This window comes from Gorillibacterium terrae (assembly GCF_051594785.1).
In the GTDB taxonomy this organism is placed as follows: Bacteria; Bacillota; Bacilli; order Paenibacillales; family NBRC-103111; genus Gorillibacterium.
The window spans coordinates 802,254-827,674 of sequence record NZ_JBPPGI010000001.1; the positions used below are offsets into that span (position 1 = coordinate 802,254).

The window sequence follows — 25,421 nt, forward strand, 5'->3', positions numbered from 1 at the left end:
GGAAATCGGCCCAGTTCGTTCATAGCCAATCCTTCTTGCGGAAGAAATAGAGCATCAGCGCCCCGAGAAGGAACATGCCGCCCAGCACGATGTACTCTCCGCCGGGAATGTCCTTGCCGGGTAAGAATTCAAAGTTCATTCCATAGATGCCGGTGATGAAGGTTAGCGGCATGAAGATCGTGGTCAGCGCCGTGAACACGCGCATGATTTCGTTCGCGCGGTTGGCGACGCTCGATTGGTAGGCTTCGCGCAAGTTTCCCATCAAATCGCGGAACGTATCGAACGTGTCGGCGATCTTAACGGCGTTCTCGTAGATGTCTCCGAAGTACTTCTGCAGTTGGTTGTCGATCAGGCGAAGCTCCTTCTTGTTGAGGGAGGCGATCAGATCCCGCTGTGGACCGAGCACCCGCTTCAGCCAGAGAATCTCGCTTCGCAGCCCGATGATCTCGTTCAAGTGGGTCTTCTTCGTGTTCATGAGAATCTGCTCCTCCAGATTCTCGATGCGGTCTTCGATGCGGTCGCCGACCAGAAAATAATTGTCGACCACGAGGTCGATCAGGTGATACAGGAAGCGGTCGGAGGAGTTGACCTCTTCTTCCCAGAGAATCGGCTTCAGCTTGCGCAGCTCGTTGATCTTCTGCTTGGTGACGGTGATGATATAATGCCTTCCGAGGAAGACGTTCAAGGCCCGGAGGAAGATTTCCTCGTCGTCGAAGCGAATGCTGTTGATGACGATAAAATACTGGGCGTCGTAGATTTCCAGCTTGGGCCGCTGTTCCTCCTCCGTCATGCAGTCCTCCACCGCGAGATCATGCAGGTGGAACAGGGGCTGCAACAGCTCCAGGTCCTCGACTTCCGCGTCAATCCAATAAAAGCCGCTCTCGGGCGCGGCAACGCAATTCGCCACGTCCTCGACCAGCGTAAATACCCCATTTTGCACCAGGCGCACTTTCATGGCTGTCACTCTCCTTCTCCCATAACGGAACATGCGGGAAGAAACAGCCGGCACACAGGCTCTTCATCGGCGAGAGGATGGCGGCATGTGCGGACACCGGCTGTTGCTCATAGCTTTCTCGATTTGTTGCATTCTACTCCTAGGTCGGTCTCCGTCCATTCGCCTGCACCCCTTTCGAAGATGAAATCGGTCAGAGACGAACAAAAAGCCCCGCCAGCAAGGGGGGAGTACGCTCTAACTTGTCTAGTATACCGTGGACAATCCCATTGTTCAAGACACCCCTATCGGCATATTATGTGAAGGTTTGCGGAAGTTTCCGAAGCGGAGAGGCAAGCTGCCGGAGAGACCGGATTTTTTGCTTTGATCCGAGGAGAAAGTAGGCTAAGATCAGAGCAGGCCTATAGAAAGGGGTTACTACTCAAGGGGAGCGGGAACGAAGATGGAGCTCGTCAGTTTGGATTTGTTTCAAACGCTGGTCAATATCGACAGCCGCCGAGAGCAGGTATGGAAGCCGATTCTGCAGGGCGACTATGCCCCGTCCCTGGCGGAGACTTGCGCAGGGGCGCTGCGGGGTCACTTTTTCGATCAGTGGGCCCTGAGTCACACATCCGGCGCGTTCGTCTCCTTGCAGGAGGTATACGGACGCAGCTTTGCAGCCTACTTCGCCGAGACCGGACGAAGCTTTGATGCGGAGGAAGCCGTCGATATTCTGTTCCGCGAGCACCGGGCGGCGCCTTTTTATGAAGAGACGGCGGAGTTTCTGGGAAAGCTGATGAACACCCGGAAGGTGTGCATCGTGAGCGACGCCGATGAGGCGATGATCCCCGATTTCTGCGCAGCTTACGGAATCAAGCTGTTTACGTCGGAGGAGCACCGTTCGTACAAGAACGACGACCGCAATCGGATGTTTAAAGAAGTCATCCGGTACTACGGAGTGCAACCAAGCGAGATTCTGCATATCGGCGATTCGGTCAGCGATGTTCTCGGCGCGCGCCGGGAAGGGATTCGGACCTGCTGGATCAATCGGACCGGCAGCGTTTGGACGCAGGGGGCGGAGCCCGACTTTACGGTATTCTCCTTGCTGGAGCTGGAGGGCCTCCTGCAGACGGCCGAGGCAGGCCGATCGTGAAGCAAGAAGCCGGACAAGCTGCGGGCACAGCCGCAGAGAACCCTTCACGTTTTGCTTGACGCCCGGGTCTTTTTCCATTACAGTAAAGTTAATTTTCAGAACAATTGAATAAGTTGTTGCTCTTATCAAGAGTAGGTGTAGGGACGAGCCCGATGACACCCGGCAACCGGCAAACCTTTTCGCAAGGGGGCGCACGGTGCTAATTCTTGCAGAACGCGGAAGAAGCGCGGATCTGAGAGATGAGAGAGGACACGCGAACCAGTGGTGACGAGCGGCCTTTCTCTATCGAGAAAGGCCTTTTATTTTTACATGACGACAAGGAGTGAAGGATGTGCCGATTAAAGTTCCCGACCACTTGCCCGCCAAAGAAATTCTAAGCGGGGAAAATATCTTTGTCATGGATGAATCCCGAGCATTCCACCAAGACATCCGCCCCCTCAAGATCGCCATCCTGAACCTGATGCCGAACAAGGAGACGACCGAGACCCAACTGCTCCGGCTCATCGGCAACACGCCGCTGCAAGTCGAAGCCGTGCTGCTTCATCCGAAGACGCATCAATCCAAGAATACCTCGAGCGAGCACCTCGACGCCTTTTACCAAACCTTCGAGGACATCCGCGGCCAATTCTGGGATGGAATGATCATCACCGGCGCGCCGGTCGAGACGCTGCCCTTCGAGGAAGTGAATTACTGGCAGGAGCTTCAAGAGATCATGAGCTGGGCGAGAGATCATGTCACTTCGACGCTGTATATCTGTTGGGCCGCTCAGGCCGGCCTCTACCACCATTATGGCGTACCCAAGCATCCGCTCCCGGAAAAGATGTTCGGCGTCTTCCCGCATACGGTCACCCGCCGCAATGTGAAGCTTTTGCGCGGCTTCGATGACGTATTCTATGTCCCGCAATCCCGGCACACGGAGGTCCGCCGCGAGGATATCGAGAAGGCTCCCGAGCTGACCATCCTGTCGGAATCCGAGGAATCGGGGGTCTATCTCGTAACCGCGCGGGACGGGCGCGAGATCTTCGTGACCGGCCACTCCGAATACGACCCATACACGCTCAAGTGGGAGTATGACCGCGATATCGCCAAGGGCATGGACGTCCGGATTCCGAGCCATTATTACCCGGGCAACGATCCCGAACGCGAACCGATGACCCTGTGGAGGGGACACGCGAACCTGCTGTTCTCCAATTGGTTGAATTATTATGTCTATCAGGAAACGCCGTTCGACTGGAGCATATAAGACAGGAGAGGAATCCGCCCATGAAAATCGAAAGCCGCCTCGCCCAGATTGGTTCGATCAGCGAACCCGGCACGGGAGCCGTCAATTTCCCGATCTACCATTCCACCGCGTTCCGGCATCCGGCGCTCGGACAAAGCACCGGGTTCGATTATTCGCGCACCAAAAGCCCGACCCGCACCGTGCTGGAGCAAGCGGCGGCCGAGCTCGAAAGCGGCGACGCCGGCTTCGCCACGAGCTCCGGCATGGCGGCGCTCACGACGGTGTTCGCGCTGTTTCAGCAGGGCGACCATCTGCTCGTGTCGCTCGATCTGTACGGCGGCACCTTCCGCCTGCTGGAGCAGATCATGACCCGGTTCGGCGTCAACGCGAGCTACGTCGATACGAACGATTTGGCCGCGCTTGAAGAGCACCGATGTTCCGCGACCAAGGCGGTGCTGATCGAGACGCCGACCAATCCGCTGATGATGGTCACCGATTTGACCGAGGTGAGCGCCTGGGCGAAGCGGCACGGGCTCCTCACCATCGTCGACAACACCCTGCTCACCCCCTTCTTCCAGCGTCCGCTTACGCTGGGAGCGGATGTCGTCGTCCACAGCGCCACGAAATACCTCGGCGGGCACAACGATGTGCTCGCCGGGCTGATCGTGACCAAGGGCAAGGAGCTGTCCGAGCGGATGGGCTTCCTGCACAATTCGTACGGGGCGGTCCTCGGCCCGCAGGATTCGTGGCTGCTCATCCGCGGCATGAAGACGCTCGCGCTCCGGATGGAGCGCCATGAGGCGAATGCGCTTACCGTCGCCCGGTACCTGCAGGCGCATCCGCTGATCGCCGAGGTGTTCCATCCCGGCCTGCCCGACCACCCCGGTTACGAGATCCAGCGGCGTCAGGCTTCGGGCAACACCGGCATCTTCTCCTTCAAGGTGAAGGAGGCCGGTCTCGTCGAGCCGATCCTGCGCCACATCAAGCTGATCGCCTTCGCCGAGAGCCTGGGCGGCGTCGAATCGCTGATGACGTATCCGGCCGTGCAGACGCATGCCGACATTCCCGAGGACATACGCAGGCGGGTCGGCGTCGATGACCGGCTGCTGCGCTTCTCGGTCGGCATCGAGCACGCCGACGACCTGATCGCCGACCTCGGCCAGGCGCTCGCCGCGGCGGAAGCCGAATTGCACGCGAAAGGGGACCGCTGACCATGAGCCATTCCGAAGAACGCCGCACCTCGAAGACCGGGGATCAATTCGCCACCCGTCTGATCCATTTCGGAGCCGAGGTCGACCAAGCAACCGGCGCCTCCAGCGTCCCGCTGTATCAGGCCTCGACCTTCCATCACGCCTCGATCGACGCGCCGCCGCAGTACGACTATACCCGCTCCGGCAATCCGACCCGCCAAGCGCTGGAGGATTATATCGCCGGGCTGGAGGGCGGCGTGCGCGGCTTCGCCTTCGCCTCCGGGATGGCGGCGATTTCCACCGCCTTCCTGCTGCTGTCCGCGGGCGATCACCTGATCTGCACCGAAGACGTCTACGGCGGTACGTACCGGTTTCTCACCGTCGTCGCCAGCCGGCTCGGGATTGAGACGACCTTCGTCGACATGACCGATCTGGACGCCGTGAGGGCGGCCTTGAAGGACAATACCAAGGCGGTCTATATGGAGACGCCCTCCAACCCGACGCTGAAGATTACCGATGTGGCGGCGGTCGCCGCCTGGGCCAAGGAGTGCGGCCTGCTCACTCTGCTCGACAACACCTTCATGACCCCTTACCATCAGCGCCCGATCGAGCAGGGAGTGGATGTCGTGCTGCACAGCGCAACCAAGTTCCTCGGCGGCCACAGCGACCTGCTCGCCGGACTCGCCGTGGCGGCGGACGAGAACATCGCGGTCCGGCTGAAAATGCTGCAGAACAGCCTCGGCTCGGTGCTCGGCGTGCAGGATTCCTGGCTGCTCATGCGCGGGATGAAGACGCTTCAGGCGCGGATGGAGCACTCCGAGCGCAGCGCGCGCAAGCTGGCCGCCTGGCTGGCGGAGCGCCCCGATATCGCGCGGGTCTATTATCCCGGGCTTGCGGACCATCCGGGACGCGAAATCCACGAACGCCAGTCCAGCGGCTACGGGGCGGTCGTCTCCTTTGACACCGGCAGCGGCGAAGCCGCACGGCGGTTGATGGACAAGGTTCGTCTGCCGCTCGTGGCCGTCAGCCTCGGCGCCGTGGAAAGCATCCTGTCGTATCCGGCGCTCATGTCGCATGCGTCCATGCCGCAGGAAGTCCGCCATGCCCGCGGGATCGGCGACGGACTCCTGCGCTTCTCCGTGGGGCTCGAGGATGCGGACGACCTGATTGCCGACTTGGAGCAGGCCCTGGCCCGCTAACCCGAATCGGTTCGCCTTCTCCGTTAAGTCGTCCCGTTCGACGCCCGGACCTGGGATGTGCTACCATAGAAACGTAGGGTTGGACACATTTCCGACAAGCTTTCGGGAGAGGGGACAGACGCGAGATGAAGAAAGTGGATCACATTTTAGCCCGGGCTTTACTCGGGGAACGATTGACCGTCGAGGACGGAATCACCCTGTTTGAGTCGGACGAAATCGAGAAGCTGGGCCACACGGCCAACCGAATCATGCAAAAATGGCATCCCGATCCGGTGGCGACCTTCGTCATTGGCCGAAACATCAACTATACCAATATTTGCGATACCTATTGCCGGTTTTGCGCCTTCTACCGCCCGCCCGGTTCTCCGGAGGGCTACGTGCTTCCCGACGAGACCATTTTCCGCAAAATCCAGGAGACCCTCGACGTTGGCGGAACCGAAATCCTCATGCAGGGCGGGACGAACCCGGAGCTTCCCTTCCGGTATTACACCGATCTGCTGAAGGCGATTAAGGAACGGTTCCCCGGTATCACCATGCACTCGTTCTCCCCGGCGGAAATCCTGAAGATGCAGGAGGTATCGGACGGGCTGACGCTTGTGCAGGTCGTCCGCGACCTGCATGCCGCCGGACTGGATTCGCTGCCGGGAGGCGGAGCGGAGATTCTCGACGACCGGACCCGCAGCAAGATCAGCCGGAAGAAGGGCTCGTGGACCGACTGGATGCGGGTGATGGAGACCGCCCACTCCGTCGGGATGAGCACGACGGGAACGATGGTGATCGGCTTCGGAGAATCGCTGGAGGAGCGGGTCCTGCATATGGAGCGCATCCGCGACGCCCAAGACCGCACGCAGCGCGCGGGCCATCCGACACCCGGGTTTCTCGCGTTTATCCCCTGGACCTTCCAGCCGGACAACACCAACATGAGCAAGACGGAAAAGGCGACCCCTGAGGAGTACCTGAAGACGCTGGCGATCAGCCGCATCTTCCTCGACAATATCCCGAATTTCCAAGCCTCTTGGGTAACGATGGGACCGGAGATCGGCAAGCTCACGCTCTCCTACGGCTGCAACGACTTCGGCAGCACCATGATCGAGGAGAATGTCGTGTCCGCCGCCGGAACTACGCACAAGGTCAACATCGGCTCGACGCTTGCGCTGATTCGCGAGGCGGGCAAGATTCCCGCCCAGCGCAACACCCGCTACGAGATTCTCCGCACCTTCCAGGAGGATTCGGCGGTGGAGAAGGACTTCATCATGCAAAATTGATCCGCTAACCGCCGTTTTCCTGCCAAATACTTGGTTGTATATCGCCACCCCCCGGGCCATATACTTTATTGTGTCGCAAGACCGATAAGGCCCGGGGGGTGCTTACGCTTGGATCAGTTCAGGATCGCGCTCATGAAGGGCCCGGACGCGAGAGCCGGTAAGCTTCGGGAAAAGCTTGTTCAGCAGATCGGGACGCTGTCCTTTCTCGTCTCGCTCGATATGGAGGCCTATGCCGGCCACCGCCTGTTTCGCTGCTCCCGCATCGGGGAAGACAAATGGAGCGCGGCGGAGCGCAAGCGGGTCCGGCGCGAGCTCGCCCGCGCCGTCGCCCGGTTCATCTTGGAAGACGAAGAGGACGCGCTTCTGAAGCAAATTTTTGCCCGCGAATACCGGTACAAGACCGAGTCCGATCTCGAGAAGCTCCTGGCGTACTGCCGTTTGCCGGGCGAATCGGGGGAGGAGCCGGCCCGCAGGAAAACGCAGGCGATTCGTCTGTTCAAGGAATTGGCCGACGCGATCGAGGACTGCCTGCAGACGCATGGGATCGTCAACGTCGAAGGCGTGATGGAATTCCGCTTGGCCGGGTACCGCAAGGAATTGAAGGAAACGGCCGATTACGCCGTGGATGAGTATCTCATGGATAAGCAGTACCAGGAATTCATCGCCCTGCTCAAATATTTCGTCTTGGTCCAGCAGGTGAAAATCCCTTCGGTTCATGTTCTGCATCGCGGCGGCTCCGAATTCGAGCTGCTCGACGACAAAATGGAGGCGCTCGAGCCGGTGAGGTCGGAAGGCATCTCCTATGAGACGCTGGAGAAGGAGCTCAACTTCGAGGACCTGATCGTAAGCTCGCTTATCACCATGGCGCCGGAACGGATTTACATCCATACGGGGTTTCCGGAAGCACAGGTGATTCGAACCATCCGCCAGATCTTCGAGGACCGGGTGATTCTTTGCGACAGCATCGCCAAATAATCGGGGCGCTCCGCGGGGTCGAAGTTGACTTCCGGCGGAGCCGTTTTTATAATAATAGTAAGTGCCACAAGCAAAACGCGTTGACCAAAGACACGAATCTTCCGCATACGGTTCAGAGAGAGAGGCACGGGTGGAAGCCTCTTCCGGAGGGCGGCGGATTTACCCCTTTGCAGCAGCGGCTGGGAACGCCGACATGCGGCCGAAAGACGGCTGCCCTCGGTCAGTATCCGCCGCCGGTTCATCCCCGGTACCGGATGCCAGAGGACAGCGGCTTTCGAATGCGGACGGACGCTGTCAAAGTAGGGTGGAACCACGAGACCAACACGCGCTCGTCCCTGGGGACGAAGCGTGTTTTTTATGTTTATTTAGCCTAACACGACAAAGGAGTGCTTGAGGGATGGTAATCAAAGTGACGCTGCCGGACGGCGCGGTGCGCGAATATGCGGCCGGCGTAACCGTGGAATCGATCGCCGAATCGATCAGTGCGGGATTGAAGAAGAATGCGGTGGGCGGCAAGGTGAACGGCAAGCTGGTGGACCTGACAACGCCGGTTACGGAAGACGCGGCGGTGGAGATCGTGACGCTGGACAGCCCGGACGGGCTCTTCATCATGCGGCACAGCACCGCGCATCTGATGGCGCAGGCGATCAAGCGCCTATATGGGGCGGAGAATGTGCATCTGGGCGTCGGGCCCGTGATCGAAGACGGGTTCTACTACGATATTGATCTGGACACGCCGATTTCCTCGGAAGACCTGGCCAAGATCGAGAAGGAAATGGACAAGATCGTCAAGGAAAACCTGCCGATCACCCGCCGCGAGGTTTCCCGCGAGCAGGCGCTGCGGATCTATGAGCAGCTCGGCGATCCGCTGAAGGTTGAGCTGATCACCGATCTGCCGGAGGATTCCGTCATCAGCATCTACGACCAGGGCGAATTCTTCGACCTGTGCCGCGGTCCGCACGTTCCCTCGACCGGCCGGATCAAGGCCTTCAAGCTGCTGAACGTGGCCGGCGCTTACTGGCGGGGAGACGCCAAGAACAAGATGCTCCAGCGCATCTACGGCACGGCGTTTGCCAAGAAGGCCGAACTGGACGAGCATCTCTTCCTGCTGGAGGAAGCCAAGAAGCGCGACCACCGCAAGCTGGGCAAGGAGCTGAAAATCTTCACCTTTTCGCGCGAGGTCGGACAGGGCCTGCCGATCTGGCTGCCGGCCGGAGCCAAGCTGCGCCGCACCATGGAACGCTATATCGTCGATCTGGAGGAGCGGCTCGGCTACAGCCACGTCTATACGCCGGTGCTGGCCAATGTGGAGCTGTATAAGATTTCCGGACACTGGGATCACTATCAGGAGGACATGTTCCCGAAGATGGTGCTCGACGACAACGAAGAGCTGGTGCTGCGTCCGATGAACTGCCCGCACCACATGATGGTGTACAAGAGCGACATGCGCAGCTACCGCGACCTGCCGCTGCGGATCGCCGAGCTCGGCACGATGCACCGCTACGAAATGTCCGGCGCCCTGACGGGGCTGCACCGCGTCCGGGCGATGACGCTCAACGACGCGCACATCTTCTGCCGTCCCGATCAGATCAAGGAAGAGTTCGCCCGCGTCATCAACCTCATCAAGCAGGTCTATGAGGACTTCGGAATCAAGGAATATCGCTTCCGTCTGTCGTATCGGGACCCCAAGGATACGGAAAAATACTTCCCCAACGATGAGATGTGGGAAATGTCCCAGCGCATGCTGAAGGAAGTCGTCGAAGAGCTCGGCCTGCCCTATTACGAAGCGGAAGGCGAAGCGGCCTTCTACGGGCCGAAGCTGGACGTGCAGATCAAGACGGCGCTGAAGAAGGAAGAGACGCTCTCCACGGCACAGCTCGACTTCCTGCTGCCGGAGCGGTTTGAATTGGAATATGTCGGCGACGACGGCCAAAAGCACCGTCCGGTAGTCATTCACCGCGGCATCATCAGTACGGCCGAACGCATGACGGCCTACCTGCTGGAGAACTTTGCCGGGGCGCTGCCGACTTGGCTTGCTCCGACCCAAGCGAAGGTGCTGCCGGTCACGACGGCTCTTGAACCCTATGCCAAGGAAGTAACGGAACGGCTGCTCGACGCCGGCATCCGCGCCGAATACGACGGCCGCAACGAGAAGCTGGGCTATAAGATCCGGGAAGCCCAGCTGGAGAAAATCCCCTACATGCTCGTCGTTGGCGAGAAGGAAGCGGAGGAAGGCACGTTCTCCATCCGCAAGCGCGGAGAAGGCGATATCGGCGCGAAGAGCGTCGACGAGACCATCGCGCTGATCCAGGCAGACATCCGCCGCAAGAGCCGCGACGCGGAACAATAAGCTTACCTAAGCCGAACGCGGCTTAGATAGCACGCATAAATCGCCGGCTTCGGGTCACCCTATGGGGAAGGATCGGACACACCGTCCGAACCGTTAACCGAAAGGGTGATCTATGTCATGCTTGCCGGCTCGAAATGGCGGGCCATCTGGCTTCCGGTCGGTCTTCTTCTGGCCGCCGGGCTGTCCGCGGCCGGAACCGGGCTAGCGATGGACCGTCCGGCGGCTGCAGCGGGATCGGGCTTGGGAAACGCGGCTGCACACCCGCATGCGCCGCTTCCGGGCCATCCGGCTTTGCAGGCGGCCTCTGCCGGGGGAATCGGACGGCAAACCGTCCGGGTTCCAGAGGTTCAGCCGCTTCCCGCTGCTCCGGCGGACCATTCGACGGAAGCCTTCTCTTTTTTGGAGCCGCGGCATTTCCAGGCGGTGGAGGTCGTCGCTACCGGGTATTACGCCGGGCCCGAATCCACCGGGAAATCGCCGGGCCATCCGGAGTATGGAATCACGTATTCCGGCGTCCGGGTGCGCAAGGGTCTGTTCTCCACCGTCGCGGCCGATCCGTCCGTCTTCCCGCTCGGAACCATCCTCTATATCCCGGGTTACGGGTACGGGGTGGTCGCTGACACGGGAAGCGCGATCAAGGGCAAGAAGCTCGACCTGTATTTCGAGACCAAGCGTCAGGTCTATGAACGCTGGGGCAAGAAAAAGGTCAAGGTATCGGTGCTGCGGCGCGGCGACGGCCAGGTCACCGAGGCCATGCTCGACCGCCTGAACGGCATTGTGGAAGCGGCGGGGTCCCCCGCTCCTTAACGTATTGCCCATCAACGTATTGCCCATCCGAAAGCGCCCGACATCGGGCGCTTTTTTGGCATTCTATGGCTCGGATACCCGACGCACACCCCGGCCGATGTCTTTTGTGATCCATCTTTTAGAAGGGGCTTTGTCTTGTGTTTAAGGACATAGCCCGTTATGCTGGAAGGGGACTTTCCCGCAAGTTTTTTCGAAGATTCCTTGCTTTTTTAGGTAGCCTTTAGTTGATTTTAAGGTTCGATTAAGCTTTTTGGCGATAATGATAAGAGAAGGGAGCAGGAAAAGGCTCCCGCCCCGGAATACCAAGTCGAGGCCAACCGTCTCGCTATCATATCATCCTTACGAGGAGGTACATTTCTTATGGAAGACAACAAACGGCAGTTCGACGATTTCTTCAAGGCGAATTCGAATCGCGAGCCGGAAACGGACCGTCCGGCAGAGCAAGCGGACCGCGCTGAAATGGAGCACTCCACGACCGAACGGCAGGAAGCGCCTGCCGCCGAGGAACGGGCGAGCGACCGCATCGAGGCTTCGGCTTCTCCCGAGGGAAGCCGCTCGCCGGACGCTTCCGAATCCACAGAAGGCGAGCCGTACTATTACTCCTACGGCCCCTATAAATCGCAGGACAACGAATCGGCGCGCCAGAATATGCAGCCCGGCGAAGTCGAGATGACCCCGCCGCGGCAGGTCCGCCCGCTGGATACCGCCGCCCGTCCGGCTTACCAGTGGTCGGCCGGCCAGCCGCCCAAGAAAAAGCGCTCGCGGTTCATGTCCACGATGGCGACCGTGCTCGCTACGGCGCTCGTCACCGGCGGCCTCATGTTCGGCGCCGACAAGTACAACCTCTTCACTTCCGGCGAGTCGGTCGCCGCATCCGGCAGCGCCAACACGGCGGCCGCTACCGTCAGCACGACGAACAGCGGCAAGAATGTCGTCGATTCGATCCGGCCGAATAACATTCCGACCATCGTCCAGAACTCCAGCCCGGCGGTCGTCAAGGTCGTGACCTTGGAGAAACCCTCGAGCCGCGGATCAAGCTCCTCGCTGTTCGACGATCCGCTGTTCCGCCAATTCTTCGGCGGCAGCGAAGAGAACAACAGCCAGAGCCAATCGAACCAGCAGCCGCAGGTAGCGGGCTACGGGTCCGGGTTCATCTTCGAGAAGAGCGGCTACATCCTGACCAACGAGCACGTCGTGTCCGGTGCGGATGAGATTCAGGTGTATGTGGAAGGCAACGATGAGCCTTACACCGCCGAGCTGCTCGGCCACAGCTCCGACCTCGACCTGGCGGTGCTGAAGATCAAGGGCACGAAGGACTTCCCGACGCTTCCCCTGGCTGCCAATATCGACAACGCCAACGTCGGCGATTGGGTCGTCGCCATCGGCAACCCCTACGGCATGGACCATACCGTTACGGTAGGCGTGCTGAGCGCCAAAGAACGCTCGATTGAAATCCAAGACGGCAGCACCGTGCGCAAATACAAGCACCTGATTCAGACCGATGCCTCGATCAACCCGGGGAACTCGGGCGGCCCCCTGCTGAACATGAACGGCGAAGTCATCGGGATCAACACGGCGATCAACTCCGAAGCGCAGGGGATCGGCTACGTCGTGCCGATCAGCACGATCAACGAAGTGGTCGACAAGCTGAAGAACAACGTCACCATTCCGAAGGACCCGGTTCCCTACGTGGGCGTTCAGCTTGATAATATCCCGCAGGCTTATGTGAAGGAGCTGGGTCTCAGCAACACGAATGGAGCCCTTGTCAAAGATGTTATCATGGGCAGCCCCGCCTTCAAGGCCGGCATCAAGACCTATGACGTCATCACCTCGATCAACGGCAAGGAAATCAAGACGAGTCAAGCGCTCGTCGATACGGTCCAAACGCTCAAGGTGGGCGACAAGGCGGTCTTCGGCCTCGTCCGCGACGGCAAGAAGATGGAGATCACCGTCACCATCGGGGACAGCACCAAGCAGCAGTCGACGACGACCAACAACAACTAAACGGACGGCCCGTTCCCGCAAGAGCAGACTGACGGAGATTCCGCTCAGTCTGCTCTTTTTGCCCCTGTGGACAGGGAACGGCACTTGCGAAATAATAAGAAGACCGACACGACGAAACGGGGGACATCCGGCTTGAGGGAACAAATTCTGGTGATCGACGACGACGAAAAGATCACGTCCATGCTGCGCAGAGGGCTGGCCTTCGAGGGCTACTCGGTGACGACGGCGAACGACGGCCTGGAAGGGCTGAAGAAAATGATGGAGGCCGAGCCGCACCTCATTATCCTCGACATCATGATGCCTCGGGTGGACGGCTGGGAGGTCTGCCGCCGGATTCGGGAGAGCGGCAGCGCGGTGCCGATCCTCATGCTGACCGCCAAGGACGAAGTGTCCGACCGGGTGAAGGGGCTCGATATGGGGGCGGACGATTACCTCGTCAAGCCGTTTGCCTTGGAGGAGCTGCTCGCCCGCGTCCGGGTGATGCTCAGGCGGCGCACGGAGAAAAGCGAGAAATCCGGCAACCGGCTCGAATACCTGGACATTGCGCTGGACCCCGATACCCGCGAGGTGTTTCGCGGCGACAAGCGGATCGAGCTGACGACGAAGGAATTCGATCTGCTCCAATTGTTTCTTTTGAACCCGAAGCGGGTGCTGTCCCGCGATCTCATCATGGAGAAAATCTGGGGCTACGATTACAGCGGGGAGTCCAATGTGCTGGAGGTGTACATCGCTCTTCTGCGGCAGAAAACGGAGGAGTTCGGGCATAAACGGCTCATTCAGACCGTCCGCGGAGCGGGTTACGTCCTGAGAGGTGACAACTAGCATGTCCATTCGCACGAGGCTGACGCTCTGGTATTCGTTCCTGCTCGGAGCGCTCCTCCTGGTTTTCGGGATCGGACTTTACTCGTACATTTCGGTTAAGCTGTTCGACAGCCAGGACCGGGAGATGGCGAGCCTGGCCGAAGAGGTGATCAACCGCGGCATTCAAAGCAGTTCCAATCCGTTCACCGGCGAGCTGGAATTTACATGGTCGCTGAGCTTTCGCTTCAGCACCGGCTATGCCGCCCAAATCATCGACCCGGCGAGCGGTGAAATTAAACGCAGCACGCTGCCGCGCAACGTGGTCATCCCCCATTCGTCGGAATCCATCCAAAAAGCGATCAAGGATTCCTTCTATGTGGTGAACGAGAAGGGGAAATCACCGAACGGAACCGATATCGTCTGGAGAATCGCTTACGTGCCTTTTTCCATGAAGGTCGCCCCTGACCAGATCGTCGGGGTACTGCAAATCGCTACGACGATCGACAATACGCTGGCTATTCTCAGCCAGGTGTCCCGGTTCCTGATTCTCTTCGCTTTGCTCGTCATCGTGCTTGCGGCCACGAGCGGTCTGTATCTCTCGCGCAAGGCGCTGAAGCCGATCGAGCAGATCATCCGCACGACGGGCCAGATCGAGAGCAGCGAGGACCTCGGCCGCCGGATCGAATACAAGGGACCCCGGGATGAGATCGGCCGGCTCACGGAGACGATCAACAGCATGCTCGACCGGGTCGAAGGAACCTACCGGGAGCTGGAGGAATCCGACCGCATGCAGCGCCGGTTCGTCTCCGATGCTTCGCACGAGCTGCGCACGCCGCTGACCACCATTCGCGGCAACGTGGAATTCCTGGAGAAAGTTTGGAACCAGGAGCGTTCGGGCGGCAGCCTGAGCGATGAGGAGAAGCGCGAGCTGTCGCTCGAGGCGGTTTCCGATATCGCCGGCGAAGCGAGCCGGATGAGCCGGCTCGTGAACGACCTGCTGGCGCTGGCCCGCGCCGACTCGGGAACGGCGATGCAGCTGGAGGAGCTGGAAATCCGGCCGATTGTCGAGGATGTCTGCCGCAAGGCGGCCCTCCTGCCGAAGAAGGCCGATTGGCGGATCGGCAGCCTCGAAGCGCTGACCGGCGCATTCGTCCGCGGGAATGCGGACTCGCTCAGCCAGATGCTGTTCATCTTCCTGGAAAATGCCTTCAAATACACGCCGGAGGGCTATGTCGTGCTGGACGCCGTGAAGGCCCCTCGGCAGATCGGCATCCGGATTCGCGATACCGGCATCGGCATGGACAAGGACGAGGTGCCGCATATCTTCGAGCGGTTCTACCGGGCGGATGTCTCGCGCGGGAAGACCGCCGGCACCGGCCTCGGCCTGTCCATCGCCAAGTGGATCATCGACCAGCACGGCGGGTCGATCGAGGTGACCACCCGGCTCCAGGAAGGCTCGACCTTCTTGATCTGGCTGCCGCTATCGGCAAGCGAGGCGCTTGAAGCCGGGGAAGGCCCCATTCCGCTTGCCGACGGAAGTAACGCAGACGCTTCTGCGGATACAGACGAGTGATCCGTCCATACAATGGATCCAGCAGAGACTGACCAAGTAGACGACTGACCCAGCTGGACGATGGACCTTCCATCGGCCGGGTTCCCTCAGGCTGCCCCGTTTTTGGGGCGGCCTGTTCGGCGTCGGCGGGAGAATCGGCCGTCCAACTTTGACTATAGGGATAATTCCCCTTTTTCCGCCGGTAACCCGAAGGTAGAGTGAGAGGGAGGAAGTCCGCAGCATGCGGCGAAGGAGGAACGAAGACATGGACCCTATACGGTTGGAGAGCGGCGGATGGGTGATCCGTCAAGCGGAGGAGAGCGATGCCCGGCTCTTGTGCGAATGGTGGAACGACGGCGACGTGATGGCGCATGCCGGTTTTCCCGACGGTCTCGGAACCACGGAGCGGGAGGTAGCGGCTCTGCTTAAGACGGGCTCCGGTTCGGGACGAAGGCTCCTGCTGGAGGTGAACGGCGTACCGGTCGGGGAGATGAATTACCGGACGGTGGCGGCCGACGAGGCGGAAATCGGCATCAAGCTCTGCGATCCGGCGGCGCGGGATCGGGGGAACGGAACGGCTTTTCTGCGGATGCTGATCGAGTATTTGTTCGAGGAGGCGGGGTATGGACGAATCCGGCTGGATACCAACCTGCGGAATACCCGAGCCCAGCATGTCTACGAGAAGCTGGGGTTTCGCCGAACGGCCGTCCACATCAATGCGTGGAAGGATCAGCGCGGTTTGCTGCAATCGACGGTCGATTACGAGCTGACTCCCACCGCTTATGCCTCGGCTTGTCCGAGCGCTTAAGCCGGTTTCCTTTCCCAACCCGGCGGAATCCGGTATACTGGCAGTGGGGGACGGAATGACGCTTCGGCGCCGGACCGCCCGCCGACTTCCGCCGAAAGGAACGAAACCGCAATGGACGTAATCAAAATATCTCCCCGCGGGTACTGCTACGGGGTGGTGGATGCCATGGCGCTCGCCATGTCCGCCGCCAAGAACCTCGAGCTTCCGCGGCCTATTCATATACTCGGCATGATCGTTCACAATTCGCACGTCACCGACTTCTTCGAGCAGGAAGGCATCGTCACCCTGGATGGAGCCAATCGCTTGGAGATCCTCGATAACATCCGGGAGGGAACGGTAATCTTCACCGCCCACGGCGTCTCGCCCGAGGTGCGCAAGCGGGCGCGCGAGAAAGGACTCACGGTGGTGGATGCCACCTGCCCCGACGTTACCAAAACCCACGACCTCATCCGCGAGAAAACGGCCGAAGGCTACGATATCATCTATATCGGCAAGAAGGGCCACCCCGAGCCGGAGGGGGCCGTCGGCATTGCCCCGGACCGGGTGCACCTGATCGAGAAACCGGAGGAAATCGCTTCACTCGACGTACCCAATGAACGCATCATCATCACCAACCAGACGACCATGAGCCAATGGGACATCCGGGACATCATGAACCGCCTGACCCGCAAGTTCCCGACCGCCGAGATTCACAACGAGATCTGTCTGGCGACGCAGCTGCGCCAGGAGGCGGTGGCCGAGCAGGCGAAGGAAGCGGACCTCGTGATCGTCGTCGGCGATCCGCGCAGCAACAACTCCGGCCGCCTCGCCCAGGTGTCGGAGGAGATCGCCGGTGTCCGCGCCTACCGCATCGCCGACATCACCGAGCTGAATGCAGAGTGGCTGAAGCCGGTCCGCAAGGTGGCGGTCACCTCCGGCGCGTCGACGCCGACGCCGATCACCCGCGAGGTCATCCGCTACCTGGAGCAGTACGATCCGAGCAATCCCGCCACCTGGGAGATCGTACGGACGATCAACATGAAGAAGCTGATCCCCTCGCCGAAGGAGAAGAGCGTGCCGGTCTCGGCAGCGTCCGCCGAGGAGTGACGGAAGGCGAGCCAAGCGCATAACGCATCGTGAAGAGTCGGGAAAAGGATTGACACCCGGCTCTTTAAGCGCTATAGTTGCTTTAACGATTAAAAGCGTATAAGCGTTGAAGCGTCAAATTATTCATGATGGGGGAATTGCCATGATCGTCATAACATCCAATCAGGTTCCGGAGGAACGGATCGCCGAGATCGTCCGGTACATCGAGAAGCATGACCTCAAAGCTCACCTATCGCGGGGAGAAGACCATACCGTCATCGGCATCATCGGCAAGATTGAGCCGATGCTTGCCGAGCATCTGCGGCAGATGCAGGGCGTCGCCCAGGTGATCAAGATTTCCAAGTCCTACAAGCTGGCGAGCCGCGATTTCCACCCGGCGGATACCGTGATCGACATCAAGGGCGTCAAGATCGGCGGCCCCGAGCTGGTCGTCATGGGCGGCCCCTGTGCCGTCGAGAGCCCGCAGCAGATCGACGAGATCGCCCGATTGGTGAAGCAGGCGGGCGGCCAGGTCTTGCGCGGCGGCGCCTTCAAGCCGCGAACCGGGCCCTACAGCTTCCAGGGCGTCGGCGTGGAAGGCCTGCAGATGATGGCCGAAGCCGGACGCAAGCATGGCCTCCTGACCATCACCGAGGTGATGACGCCCGAGTATGTGGACGTCTGCGCCGAATATGCCGACATTCTCCAGGTCGGCACCCGGAACATGCAGAACTTTGATCTCCTGCGCAAGCTGGGTACGATTCAGACTCCGGTGCTGCTGAAGCGCGGCTTCAGCGCGACCTACGACGAATTCCTGAACGCCGCCGAGTATATCCTGGCAGGCGGAAATCCGAATGTTATGCTGTGCGAGCGGGGAATCCGCACCTTCGAAACCTATACCCGCAACACGCTCGATCTGGCGGCGATTCCGGCCCTCAAGGGCCTCAGCCATCTTCCCGTCATCTCCGACCCGAGCCACGGCACCGGCCGCCGCGAGCTGGTGGAGCCGATGGCGAAGGCATCGGTCGCCGCGGGAGCGGACGGCCTCATCGTCGAGATGCACACCGATCCCGACAACTCGATGACCGGCGACGGCGTCCAATCGCTGTTTCCCAATCAATTCTCGCGTCTCCTGGACGACCTGGAGAAGCTCGCGCCCATCGTCGGCAAGCGGTTCGAGACCGCCAAGCAGCCGGTTCTGGCGGGCTCCTGGGCAGTCTAGGAAGGACGAGCCGCATGCAATAGCCGCACAGCAAGCGAAGCCCCCGGGTTTCGCTTGTTTCGGTTATACGCATCGCAGCGGAAACGGCCGGTCTGCTTGGCGATCAATTTGTCAAAAGCATGAACAAAAAAACAAAAGGTGTTAGTAAACCTAACATGAACGAAAAAAATAGCTTACATAAGTATTGACGGTGGCAAATGATCGTTTTATAATAATCGCAAGATTGAGATCGAAAACCTGAACGTTAATCAAGCAGGGTTGATAAATGTTCGGAATTTGGGAGGGGTAATAATCATGACGGCAGCAAGTGTGTTGGAATTGATTAAAGAGAAGAACATCGAATGGGTGGATTTCCGCTTTGTGGACCTTTCCGGCAAGGCGCATCACGTGACGCTTCCGGCATCCGAAGTGGAAGAAGAAACGTTCGTGAACGGAGTTGCCTTTGACGGCTCTTCCATCCCCGGCTTCCGCGGCATTGAAGAATCCGACATGGTGATGATGCCGGATACGGAATCCACGTTCGTGGACCCGTTCACCGCTCATCCGACGCTGAACGTCATGTGCAATATCTATACGCCGGACGGCGACCGTTATGACCGCGACCCGCGCAGCATCGCCCAGAAGGCGGAGGAATACCTGAAGACGACCGGCATCGGCACGGCGGCTTTCTTCGCACCGGAGTCCGAATTCTTTATTTTCGACGACGTCCGTTTCGAGAGCGGCATGAACAAGTCCTACTACGAGGTGGACTCGGAAGAAGCCGTATGGAACACGGGCCGCAAGGAAGAAGGCGGAAACCTGGCATTCAAGGTGCGCCAAAAGGGCGGCTACGTGCCGGTTGCTCCGACGGACAGCCAGCAAGACATCCGCAGCGAAATGTGCCGTCTCCTGATCGAATCGGGCCTGCGCATCGAACGCCATCACCACGAAGTGGCGACGGCTGGCCAGGCGGAAATCAACTTCCGCTTCGACACCCTCACCAAAACCGCCGACAACCTGCTGAAATATAAATACATCGTGCAGAACACCGCCCGCCAATGGGGAAAGATCGCCACGTTCATGCCGAAGCCGCTCTTCGGCGACAACGGGTCCGGCATGCACGTTCACCAGAGCATCTTCAACGGCGACAGCCCGCTGTTCTATGAAAAGGGCGCCTACGCCAACCTGAGCGACCTCGCCCTCTACTACATCGGCGGCATCCTCCACCACGCTCCGGCGCTGATCGCCCTGACCAACCCGAGCACCAACTCCTTCAAGCGTCTGGTTCCCGGCTATGAAGCTCCGGTTAACCTGGTCTTCTCGAAGGGCAACCGCTCCGCGTCCGTGCGTATCCCGGTTGCGGCCGTTACCCCGAAGGGCTGCCGCATCGAGTTCCGCACCCCGGACTCCACGGCGAACCCGTATCTGGCCTTCGCCGCCATGCTGCTCGCCGGCCTCGACGGCATCCAGAACAAGATCGACCCGCGCAAGCTGGGCTACGGTCCGCTCGACAAGAACATCTACGAGCTGGCTCCGGAGGAACTGAAGGAAATCCGCAGCGTTCCCGGCTCCCTGGACGAAGCCCTGGACGCGCTGGAAGCGGACAGCGAGTTCCTGACCAAGAGCGGTGTCTTCTCCCAGGACTTCATCGACAACTACGTGGAGTTCAAGCGCGGCGAAGCCAAGTCCGTCGCCATCCGCGTTCATCCGCACGAATACTCGCTCTACTTCGATTGTTAATCCGGATTCATCCATTCGAACGGCTCCTCTCAGAGTGGCCGTTTTTTTCGTGCATTTGTTCGTCCGCGCGTATGAAAAACCGGAATCCGCCGACGCATCGGCGGATTCCGGTGAAAGCGGCTTATCCAGGATCCCATTTGCAGAGCACCCTTTACACGAGGGGTTTAACCGAACGGCCGGGCTTCAGCTCCGTGGAGAGAACGACGCGCTTCCAGAGGGCGGCTTCCTCGCCGCGCTCCCGGATGCGCTCTAGCAGCAGCCGCGCGCCTTGGTAGCCGAATTCGTAAGCCTGCTGGGAGATGACCGTCATGAATGGGTCGATCTCCGAGAAAGGGCCGAAGTCGTCGAAGCAGCAGACGGAGACGTCCTCCGGAACGGCGAGGCCGCGCTTGCGCAAGAGCCGGATGGCTTCGAGAGCCAGCACGTTGTTGCCGGCGATGAAGACGCTGGGGAACGGATCAAGGGTGCTGAGCCACGTCTCGATCGCCGTCAGCTCGCTCCGCATGCCGAAGCTGGCTTCCATGCAGTAGCTCTCGCGGAACGGCAGGTCGTTCTGCTGCAGGCCCTCCAGGTAGCCCTGGAACCGGTGGCGGGCGCTCGACACCTCGGACGAGCCGTTCAGAAAGGCGATATCCCGATGCCCCAGCTCCGCAAGCGCACTCACCAGCATACGGCCGCCTTCCTTGCTGTCGCCCAACACGACGTCGCATTCGATGCCGGGCACCTCACGGTCCAACAGGACGAACGGAATGCCGTTCTGCCGGAGCAGGGCCAGATGGGGCAGCGAGGAGTCGCCGGCGGGAGCGATCAGAACGCCGTCTGCTCGGCTGGCAAGGATCGTATCGATGTAATCGGCTTCCTTCAGCAGGCTCTCGTCGCTGTTGCCGAACAGGAGCCGGTAGCCCGATTCCTTGGCGGCGTCCTCGGTTCCGCGCGCGACCGTCGTATAGAAGGGGTTGGTGATATCCGTAATCAGCAGGAACAGCAGCTTGGTCTGCTGCAGCACCAGGCTGCGGGCCATGTGATTGGGGATGTAATGCATTTCATCCATGACTTTCTTGACGCGCTGGCGCGTCTTTTCGCTGATCCGTCCCGAATTGTTGATGACCCGGGATACGGTCATGGCGGAAACCTTCGCTTTTTCGGCAATATCGTATATGGTGACCATGGGAGTCTCCTTCGGTTCTTCGTGGGCAAACCCGTTAGAGTCTATCTTAAAGAAATGTCGGACGTTCAGCAACTACAGTTATAACAGCGCGGCGCAAACAAAAGACCGCAGCCTAGGCCGCGGTCAACAAGGAGGAGGAACCTGAGAAAAAAGAGGATGAAGAAAAGGCTGAAACCCATGCGCTACAGCAAAGAACCGAGCCAAGACTTGCGCCGGAGGGGCCGGTCCAAACCGGATGCGGCAGGTCGGCCCGCCACCGCCTGCGGCTGTTGAAGCGACTGCGCGAGCGAATCGAGCGAGCAGGCCAACTCCTTAACCGACATCCGCAGCTCGTCGATCTCGCGGCGGTGCTCGAGGATTTGGTAGGTGACGATGTCGCCGGCTTTGCGGTCGAGGCTCTTCTCCAGCTCCTTCAGGCGGTCGGACAGCTCGTCCCAGCCGGGAGGCAGGACCGGGCGCTGCCAGCCGTCGGTCACGGCGGGACCCAGCCGAACCGGTTCGGAGGCGGATCGCAACCCGCCGGGCGCTGAACTACTGTCCTCGCCGGTCCCCTTGGCCTCTGCCAATACGGAGAGGTCCTCCGGCAGGAAGACGTAATGGCCGGACGCGTCCTTGCGAAAGCGTTCGGGACGGGAGGAGGCCCAGCGTTTGACGGTCGTGGGGCTGACGCCGAGCGCCGCTGCCGCTTCCTTGGTTTTGAGGTATTCCATATCGAGTTCACCCGCTTTCCCATTGGTAGAATAAGGTATTCGCCTAGGGAAATGGATCTCCTGCACGGGTGACAAAGGTAGTCAGCGTTCGCTAAACAAAGTGGTTTTCCCGCTTTTCTCGCTCTTCATGGGAAAGATCGCCAACGGCTCATACATCGGCGAGCGGCCCAGATGGCTCCGGTACAGCACGACGGAATCGGCGTCGAAGGGCAGCGGCTCCGCCCACTCCCGCTCGGCCGCGGCCCGAATCAGGCCGCCGGGATCGCCGCCGCCCTGATAACGCCGGGCCAGGGTGATATGGGGCGAGTAGGGGCGGTTCTCCGCCGGGAAGCCGATTGCCGACAGGCGGCTTGTCACGTCGGCGGCAAGCGCGGAGAGCGCCGTCCGGTCGCCTTCCAACTCCGCGAAGAGGACCCGGGGCGAGGCGGGTGATCCGAAGAAGCCGAGCCGGCCGACCGCGAGCGGGAAGGGAGCGTGGCGGTCGGCCGCCGCCGCGAGCGCCTCCTGCACCGCCGGCAACCGGTCTTCGGCGACGGCGCCCAGGAACATCAGCGTGATATGCAGATCGAGCGGGTGAGGCCAGGTGCGGAAGGGCAGCTCGGCGTGCAGGGCGCGCATCCGCACGTCCAGCTCGGTTTTGCAGCCGGAGGGCAAAGGGACGGCGGCGAAGCAGCGGGATTCCGGCGTTCGGGGAGCGTTCACAAGAATTAACCTCCGTGATAGAATTTTTGTGCTTCCACGTCATGAAAGAGATCCGCTATAATAATGGGAATCAGGTCGCTAAAGCGGTAAAGACAGGCCAGCGTCCAATCCAGCGAAAGGTGTGGAAACATGAGCAAGCGAGCGTACAATTTCAACGCCGGTCCGGCGGCGCTCCCGTTGGAGGTTCTCCAACAGGCCCAGGAAGAATTGGTGGACTACCGGGGGATCGGGATGTCTCTGATGGAGATTTCCCACCGGAGCAAGGAGTATGAAGCGGTCAACGGCGAGACGCAAGAGCTTCTGAAGGAACTGCTCGGCATTCCCGACGGGTACAAGGTTCTGTTCCTGCAGGGAGGGGCCAGCACCCAATTCGCCATGATCCCGATGAATTACCTGATTGAAGGCAAGGTCGGAGCCTATGTTCACTCCGGCAGTTGGGCGGAGAAAGCATTGAAGGAAGCCGAGCTCATCGGCGAAACGGCAATCGCCGCCGAATCGCAGCCCGGCCTGCTGAACATTCCGGCCCTGTCGGATATCCGCATTCCCGACCGCGCCGCCTACCTTCATATAACCTCGAACGAGACGATCGCCGGAACCCAGTTCAAGGAATACCCGACCACCGGCGAGGTTCCGCTGATTGCCGACATGTCGAGCGACATTCTCAGCCATCCTTTTGATGTCTCCCAATTCGGTCTGATCTATGCGGGCGCGCAGAAAAACCTCGGCCCGTCCGGCGTAACCCTGGTCATCATTCGCGAAGACTTGGTCGAGCGCTCGAACAAGAAGCTGCCGACCATCTTCCGCTACAGCACCCACGTGAAGAACGATTCGCTCTATAACACGCCTCCGGCCTATTCGATCTACATCGTCAACCTGGTGCTCAAATGGCTCAAGAACCTCGGCGGACTCCAGGCGATCGAGAAGCTCAACCGGGAGAAGAGCGACCTCCTGTACAACATCTTCGACAACAGCGGCGGCTTCTACGAAGCGCTGGCCGCGCCGGACAGCCGGTCCACGATGAACGTGACCTGGAAGCTGAAGGACGAAGAGCTGGAGAAGCAGTTTATCAAGGAATTTCAGGCGCAGGGCTTCGTCGGCCTGAAGGGCCACCGCAGCGTCGGCCATCTGCGCGCTTCCATCTACAATGCCGTTCCCTACGAAGCGTGCAAGGCGCTGGCCGATTTCCTCCAGGACTTCCAGAAGCGCAACGGATAAAGGGAAGAGAAACCGGGTCCAGTCCGACAGAGAAGCATGAACATGAAGCAAGCCTTCCAAGTCCCGCGCGAGCGGAACGGGAAGGCTTTTTTACCGGCCGCCGATTGCGGCTCATTCCTTTACGGCGAAGCGATCTCGATCACATGGTCGACGGACAGCTTGCCGATCTGCTTGGCCTGCGGGAGAAAATCCGGCACATTCAGGTAGACCAGCTTGGTGCGTCTCGACTCATCGTCCATCATGATCAGGATATGCTGCCGGCCGTCCGTCACCGTATAGCCGAATCGGTTGAACAGGGGATCATGGGGAAGCGGAACCTCCAGCCATGTCTCGTTGCGGAGATCCAGTGCGTAGAAGTGCTCCGTGCCGCGCTCCACGAACAGGTAATAGTCCGACGGATCGTTGGAGCTGTCCTTGGCCAACTCCAGATCGCCTTGGAAGGTGACGACCGGCTTTACTTCGTCCCCGACGAGCTTGCCGAGGATCGCCGCTTGCGGGCCGTAGTCTTGGAAGTAGACATAGTCGCCCATGATCTTCATGGTGCCTACCGCCGAGCTTTCGGTCAGATCGTCAAATCCTTTCAGGGTGTACATTTTTCGGAGCATTCCCTGCCGGTCGTATTTCATCAGGATATAAGTCGGCTGGTTGTTATCCGTCTTCCGAGCCAAGGTGTACAGCGAGTCTCCCTGGGTGGCAAATTGCAGCATCCGGGTTGCCGGCACGTTCCCCAGCCCGAAGGAGGCGTTGTCCAGTTCAAACGTATCGACCTTGCCGGTGCTCGGCCCAAACGCCCGAAGTCCCGTTTGGTACGGGTTGCTTTTATAGACGAGAGCTTGATTTCCCAGCCCTTGCATGTAGAGCGGATGGGGGGCGTCTTTGCCGCTGAGCACCTTTTTCAGCTTCCGGTTCTCCGGGTTGTAGGCGTAGAGGTTGGTCTGATAAGCCTCCTCGGATTTGATTCCCACCGGAAAATAGAGGCGGCCTTCCAGCCATGCGTTGCTTCCTTCGCTAAATAAAAAGGGAGAGACCCTGCCCACGACCCGGCTGCGCGCCGTGGTCATATCGAATTCCGTGAAGGTGCAGGTATCATCTCTGATGTTGAAATAGAGAAATCGCTTGTCATACAAGGCGAGGATGCCGGTATAGTCCTTGAAGAAGGTCAAGGGAACTTCATAGGCAAACGGTCGATTCTGCTCCTGCGGGCGGACTTCCGCTTGGCTGCGGGTATCTCCGGCAGGGGAGAGCAGGGTACAGCCGCTCAGGGCGGCTACCGCGATCCAAACCAGGGGGACCCAGCGGTACCGGGTTAAACGCATGGTATCATCTCCACTTGGGGATATCTTCCATGCTAGCATAGGCTATC

21 protein-coding genes and 1 riboswitch are annotated in these 25,421 nt (G+C 59.9%); of the genes, 16 read left to right on the plus strand and 5 right to left on the minus strand.

Annotation, left to right across the window (positions count from 1 at the left end; all coding sequences use genetic code 11):
- Window positions 1-19: 19 nt before the first annotated feature.
- Window positions 20-955 (minus strand): magnesium/cobalt transporter CorA, encoded by a 936-nt coding sequence (corA, locus tag ACSEXS_RS03330; protein ID WP_438431762.1) that lies wholly within the window; start codon window positions 953-955, stop codon window positions 20-22.
- A gap of 439 nt (window positions 956-1,394) precedes the next feature.
- On the opposite strand from corA, the gene ACSEXS_RS03335 reads away from it, so the two are divergent.
- From ACSEXS_RS03335 to glnA, 15 genes are all read left to right on the plus strand, one after another.
- Window positions 1,395-2,084 (plus strand): HAD family hydrolase, encoded by a 690-nt coding sequence (locus ACSEXS_RS03335; RefSeq protein WP_438431763.1) that lies wholly within the window; start codon window positions 1,395-1,397, stop codon window positions 2,082-2,084.
- Window positions 2,085-2,203: 119 nt separating this feature from the next.
- A riboswitch (SAM riboswitch) is annotated at window positions 2,204-2,330 on the plus strand.
- Window positions 2,331-2,415: 85 nt separating this feature from the next.
- Window positions 2,416-3,327, plus strand: a complete 912-nt coding sequence (gene metA / locus ACSEXS_RS03340) for a homoserine O-acetyltransferase MetA (RefSeq protein WP_438431764.1) — start codon at window positions 2,416-2,418, stop codon at window positions 3,325-3,327.
- A gap of 20 nt (window positions 3,328-3,347) precedes the next feature.
- Window positions 3,348-4,517: a PLP-dependent transferase gene (locus ACSEXS_RS03345; RefSeq protein ID WP_438431765.1), complete on the plus strand. Its 1,170-nt coding sequence runs from the start codon at window positions 3,348-3,350 to the stop codon at window positions 4,515-4,517.
- A 2-nt stretch (window positions 4,518-4,519) separates the two neighbouring features.
- Window positions 4,520-5,695 (plus strand): PLP-dependent transferase, encoded by a 1,176-nt coding sequence (locus ACSEXS_RS03350; protein ID WP_438431766.1) that lies wholly within the window; start codon window positions 4,520-4,522, stop codon window positions 5,693-5,695.
- A 125-nt stretch (window positions 5,696-5,820) separates the two neighbouring features.
- Complete coding sequence (mqnC, locus tag ACSEXS_RS03355) at window positions 5,821-6,960, plus strand: cyclic dehypoxanthinyl futalosine synthase (protein ID WP_438431767.1); 1,140 nt, start codon at window positions 5,821-5,823, stop codon at window positions 6,958-6,960.
- A 108-nt stretch (window positions 6,961-7,068) separates the two neighbouring features.
- A complete protein-coding gene (ytxC, locus tag ACSEXS_RS03360; RefSeq protein ID WP_438431768.1) occupies window positions 7,069-7,935 on the plus strand; it encodes a sporulation protein YtxC in 867 nt (288 codons plus the stop codon).
- Window positions 7,936-8,332: 397 nt separating this feature from the next.
- Complete coding sequence (gene thrS, locus ACSEXS_RS03365; protein ID WP_438431769.1) at window positions 8,333-10,285, plus strand: threonine--tRNA ligase; 1,953 nt, start codon at window positions 8,333-8,335, stop codon at window positions 10,283-10,285.
- A gap of 117 nt (window positions 10,286-10,402) precedes the next feature.
- Window positions 10,403-11,092 (plus strand): 3D domain-containing protein, encoded by a 690-nt coding sequence (locus tag ACSEXS_RS03370; protein ID WP_438431770.1) that lies wholly within the window; start codon window positions 10,403-10,405, stop codon window positions 11,090-11,092.
- A gap of 360 nt (window positions 11,093-11,452) precedes the next feature.
- Window positions 11,453-13,096, plus strand: coding sequence for a S1C family serine protease (locus ACSEXS_RS03375; protein WP_438431771.1), 1,644 nt, complete (start codon window positions 11,453-11,455; stop codon window positions 13,094-13,096).
- A 132-nt stretch (window positions 13,097-13,228) separates the two neighbouring features.
- Window positions 13,229-13,918: a response regulator transcription factor gene (locus ACSEXS_RS03380; protein ID WP_438431772.1), complete on the plus strand. Its 690-nt coding sequence runs from the start codon at window positions 13,229-13,231 to the stop codon at window positions 13,916-13,918.
- 1 nt (window position 13,919) lies between these two features.
- Entirely contained in the window at window positions 13,920-15,470 is a 1,551-nt protein-coding gene (locus ACSEXS_RS03385; RefSeq protein ID WP_438431773.1) for a sensor histidine kinase, read from the plus strand.
- A 244-nt stretch (window positions 15,471-15,714) separates the two neighbouring features.
- Window positions 15,715-16,257 carry a GNAT family N-acetyltransferase gene (locus ACSEXS_RS03390; RefSeq protein ID WP_438431774.1) on the plus strand — a complete coding sequence of 181 codons (543 nt, stop codon included), beginning with the start codon at window positions 15,715-15,717 and terminating at the stop codon, window positions 16,255-16,257.
- Window positions 16,258-16,368: 111 nt separating this feature from the next.
- Window positions 16,369-17,343 carry a 4-hydroxy-3-methylbut-2-enyl diphosphate reductase gene (locus ACSEXS_RS03395; RefSeq protein WP_438431775.1) on the plus strand — a complete coding sequence of 325 codons (975 nt, stop codon included), beginning with the start codon at window positions 16,369-16,371 and terminating at the stop codon, window positions 17,341-17,343.
- 142 nt (window positions 17,344-17,485) lie between these two features.
- Entirely contained in the window at window positions 17,486-18,544 is a 1,059-nt protein-coding gene (aroF, locus tag ACSEXS_RS03400; RefSeq protein ID WP_438431776.1) for a 3-deoxy-7-phosphoheptulonate synthase, read from the plus strand.
- A gap of 294 nt (window positions 18,545-18,838) precedes the next feature.
- Window positions 18,839-20,263, plus strand: a complete 1,425-nt coding sequence (gene glnA / locus ACSEXS_RS03405) for a type I glutamate--ammonia ligase (protein ID WP_438431777.1) — start codon at window positions 18,839-18,841, stop codon at window positions 20,261-20,263.
- A 151-nt stretch (window positions 20,264-20,414) separates the two neighbouring features.
- On the opposite strand, the gene ACSEXS_RS03410 is transcribed toward glnA, so the two are convergent.
- From ACSEXS_RS03410 to thpR, 3 genes are all read right to left on the minus strand, one after another.
- Window positions 20,415-21,431, minus strand: coding sequence for a LacI family DNA-binding transcriptional regulator (locus ACSEXS_RS03410; RefSeq protein ID WP_438431778.1), 1,017 nt, complete (start codon window positions 21,429-21,431; stop codon window positions 20,415-20,417).
- Between the two features lie 182 nt (window positions 21,432-21,613).
- A complete protein-coding gene (locus ACSEXS_RS03415) occupies window positions 21,614-22,141 on the minus strand; it encodes a helix-turn-helix domain-containing protein (RefSeq protein WP_438431779.1) in 528 nt (175 codons plus the stop codon).
- 81 nt (window positions 22,142-22,222) lie between these two features.
- Entirely contained in the window at window positions 22,223-22,843 is a 621-nt protein-coding gene (thpR, locus tag ACSEXS_RS03420; protein ID WP_438431780.1) for an RNA 2',3'-cyclic phosphodiesterase, read from the minus strand.
- 129 nt (window positions 22,844-22,972) lie between these two features.
- On the opposite strand from thpR, the gene serC reads away from it, so the two are divergent.
- Window positions 22,973-24,058, plus strand: a complete 1,086-nt coding sequence (serC, locus tag ACSEXS_RS03425; protein WP_438431781.1) for a 3-phosphoserine/phosphohydroxythreonine transaminase — start codon at window positions 22,973-22,975, stop codon at window positions 24,056-24,058.
- A 119-nt stretch (window positions 24,059-24,177) separates the two neighbouring features.
- On the opposite strand, the gene ACSEXS_RS03430 is transcribed toward serC, so the two are convergent.
- On the minus strand, window positions 24,178-25,374 hold the full coding sequence (locus ACSEXS_RS03430) for a hypothetical protein (protein WP_438431782.1): 1,197 nt from the start codon (window positions 25,372-25,374) through the stop codon (window positions 24,178-24,180).
- Window positions 25,375-25,421: the final 47 nt, after the last annotated feature.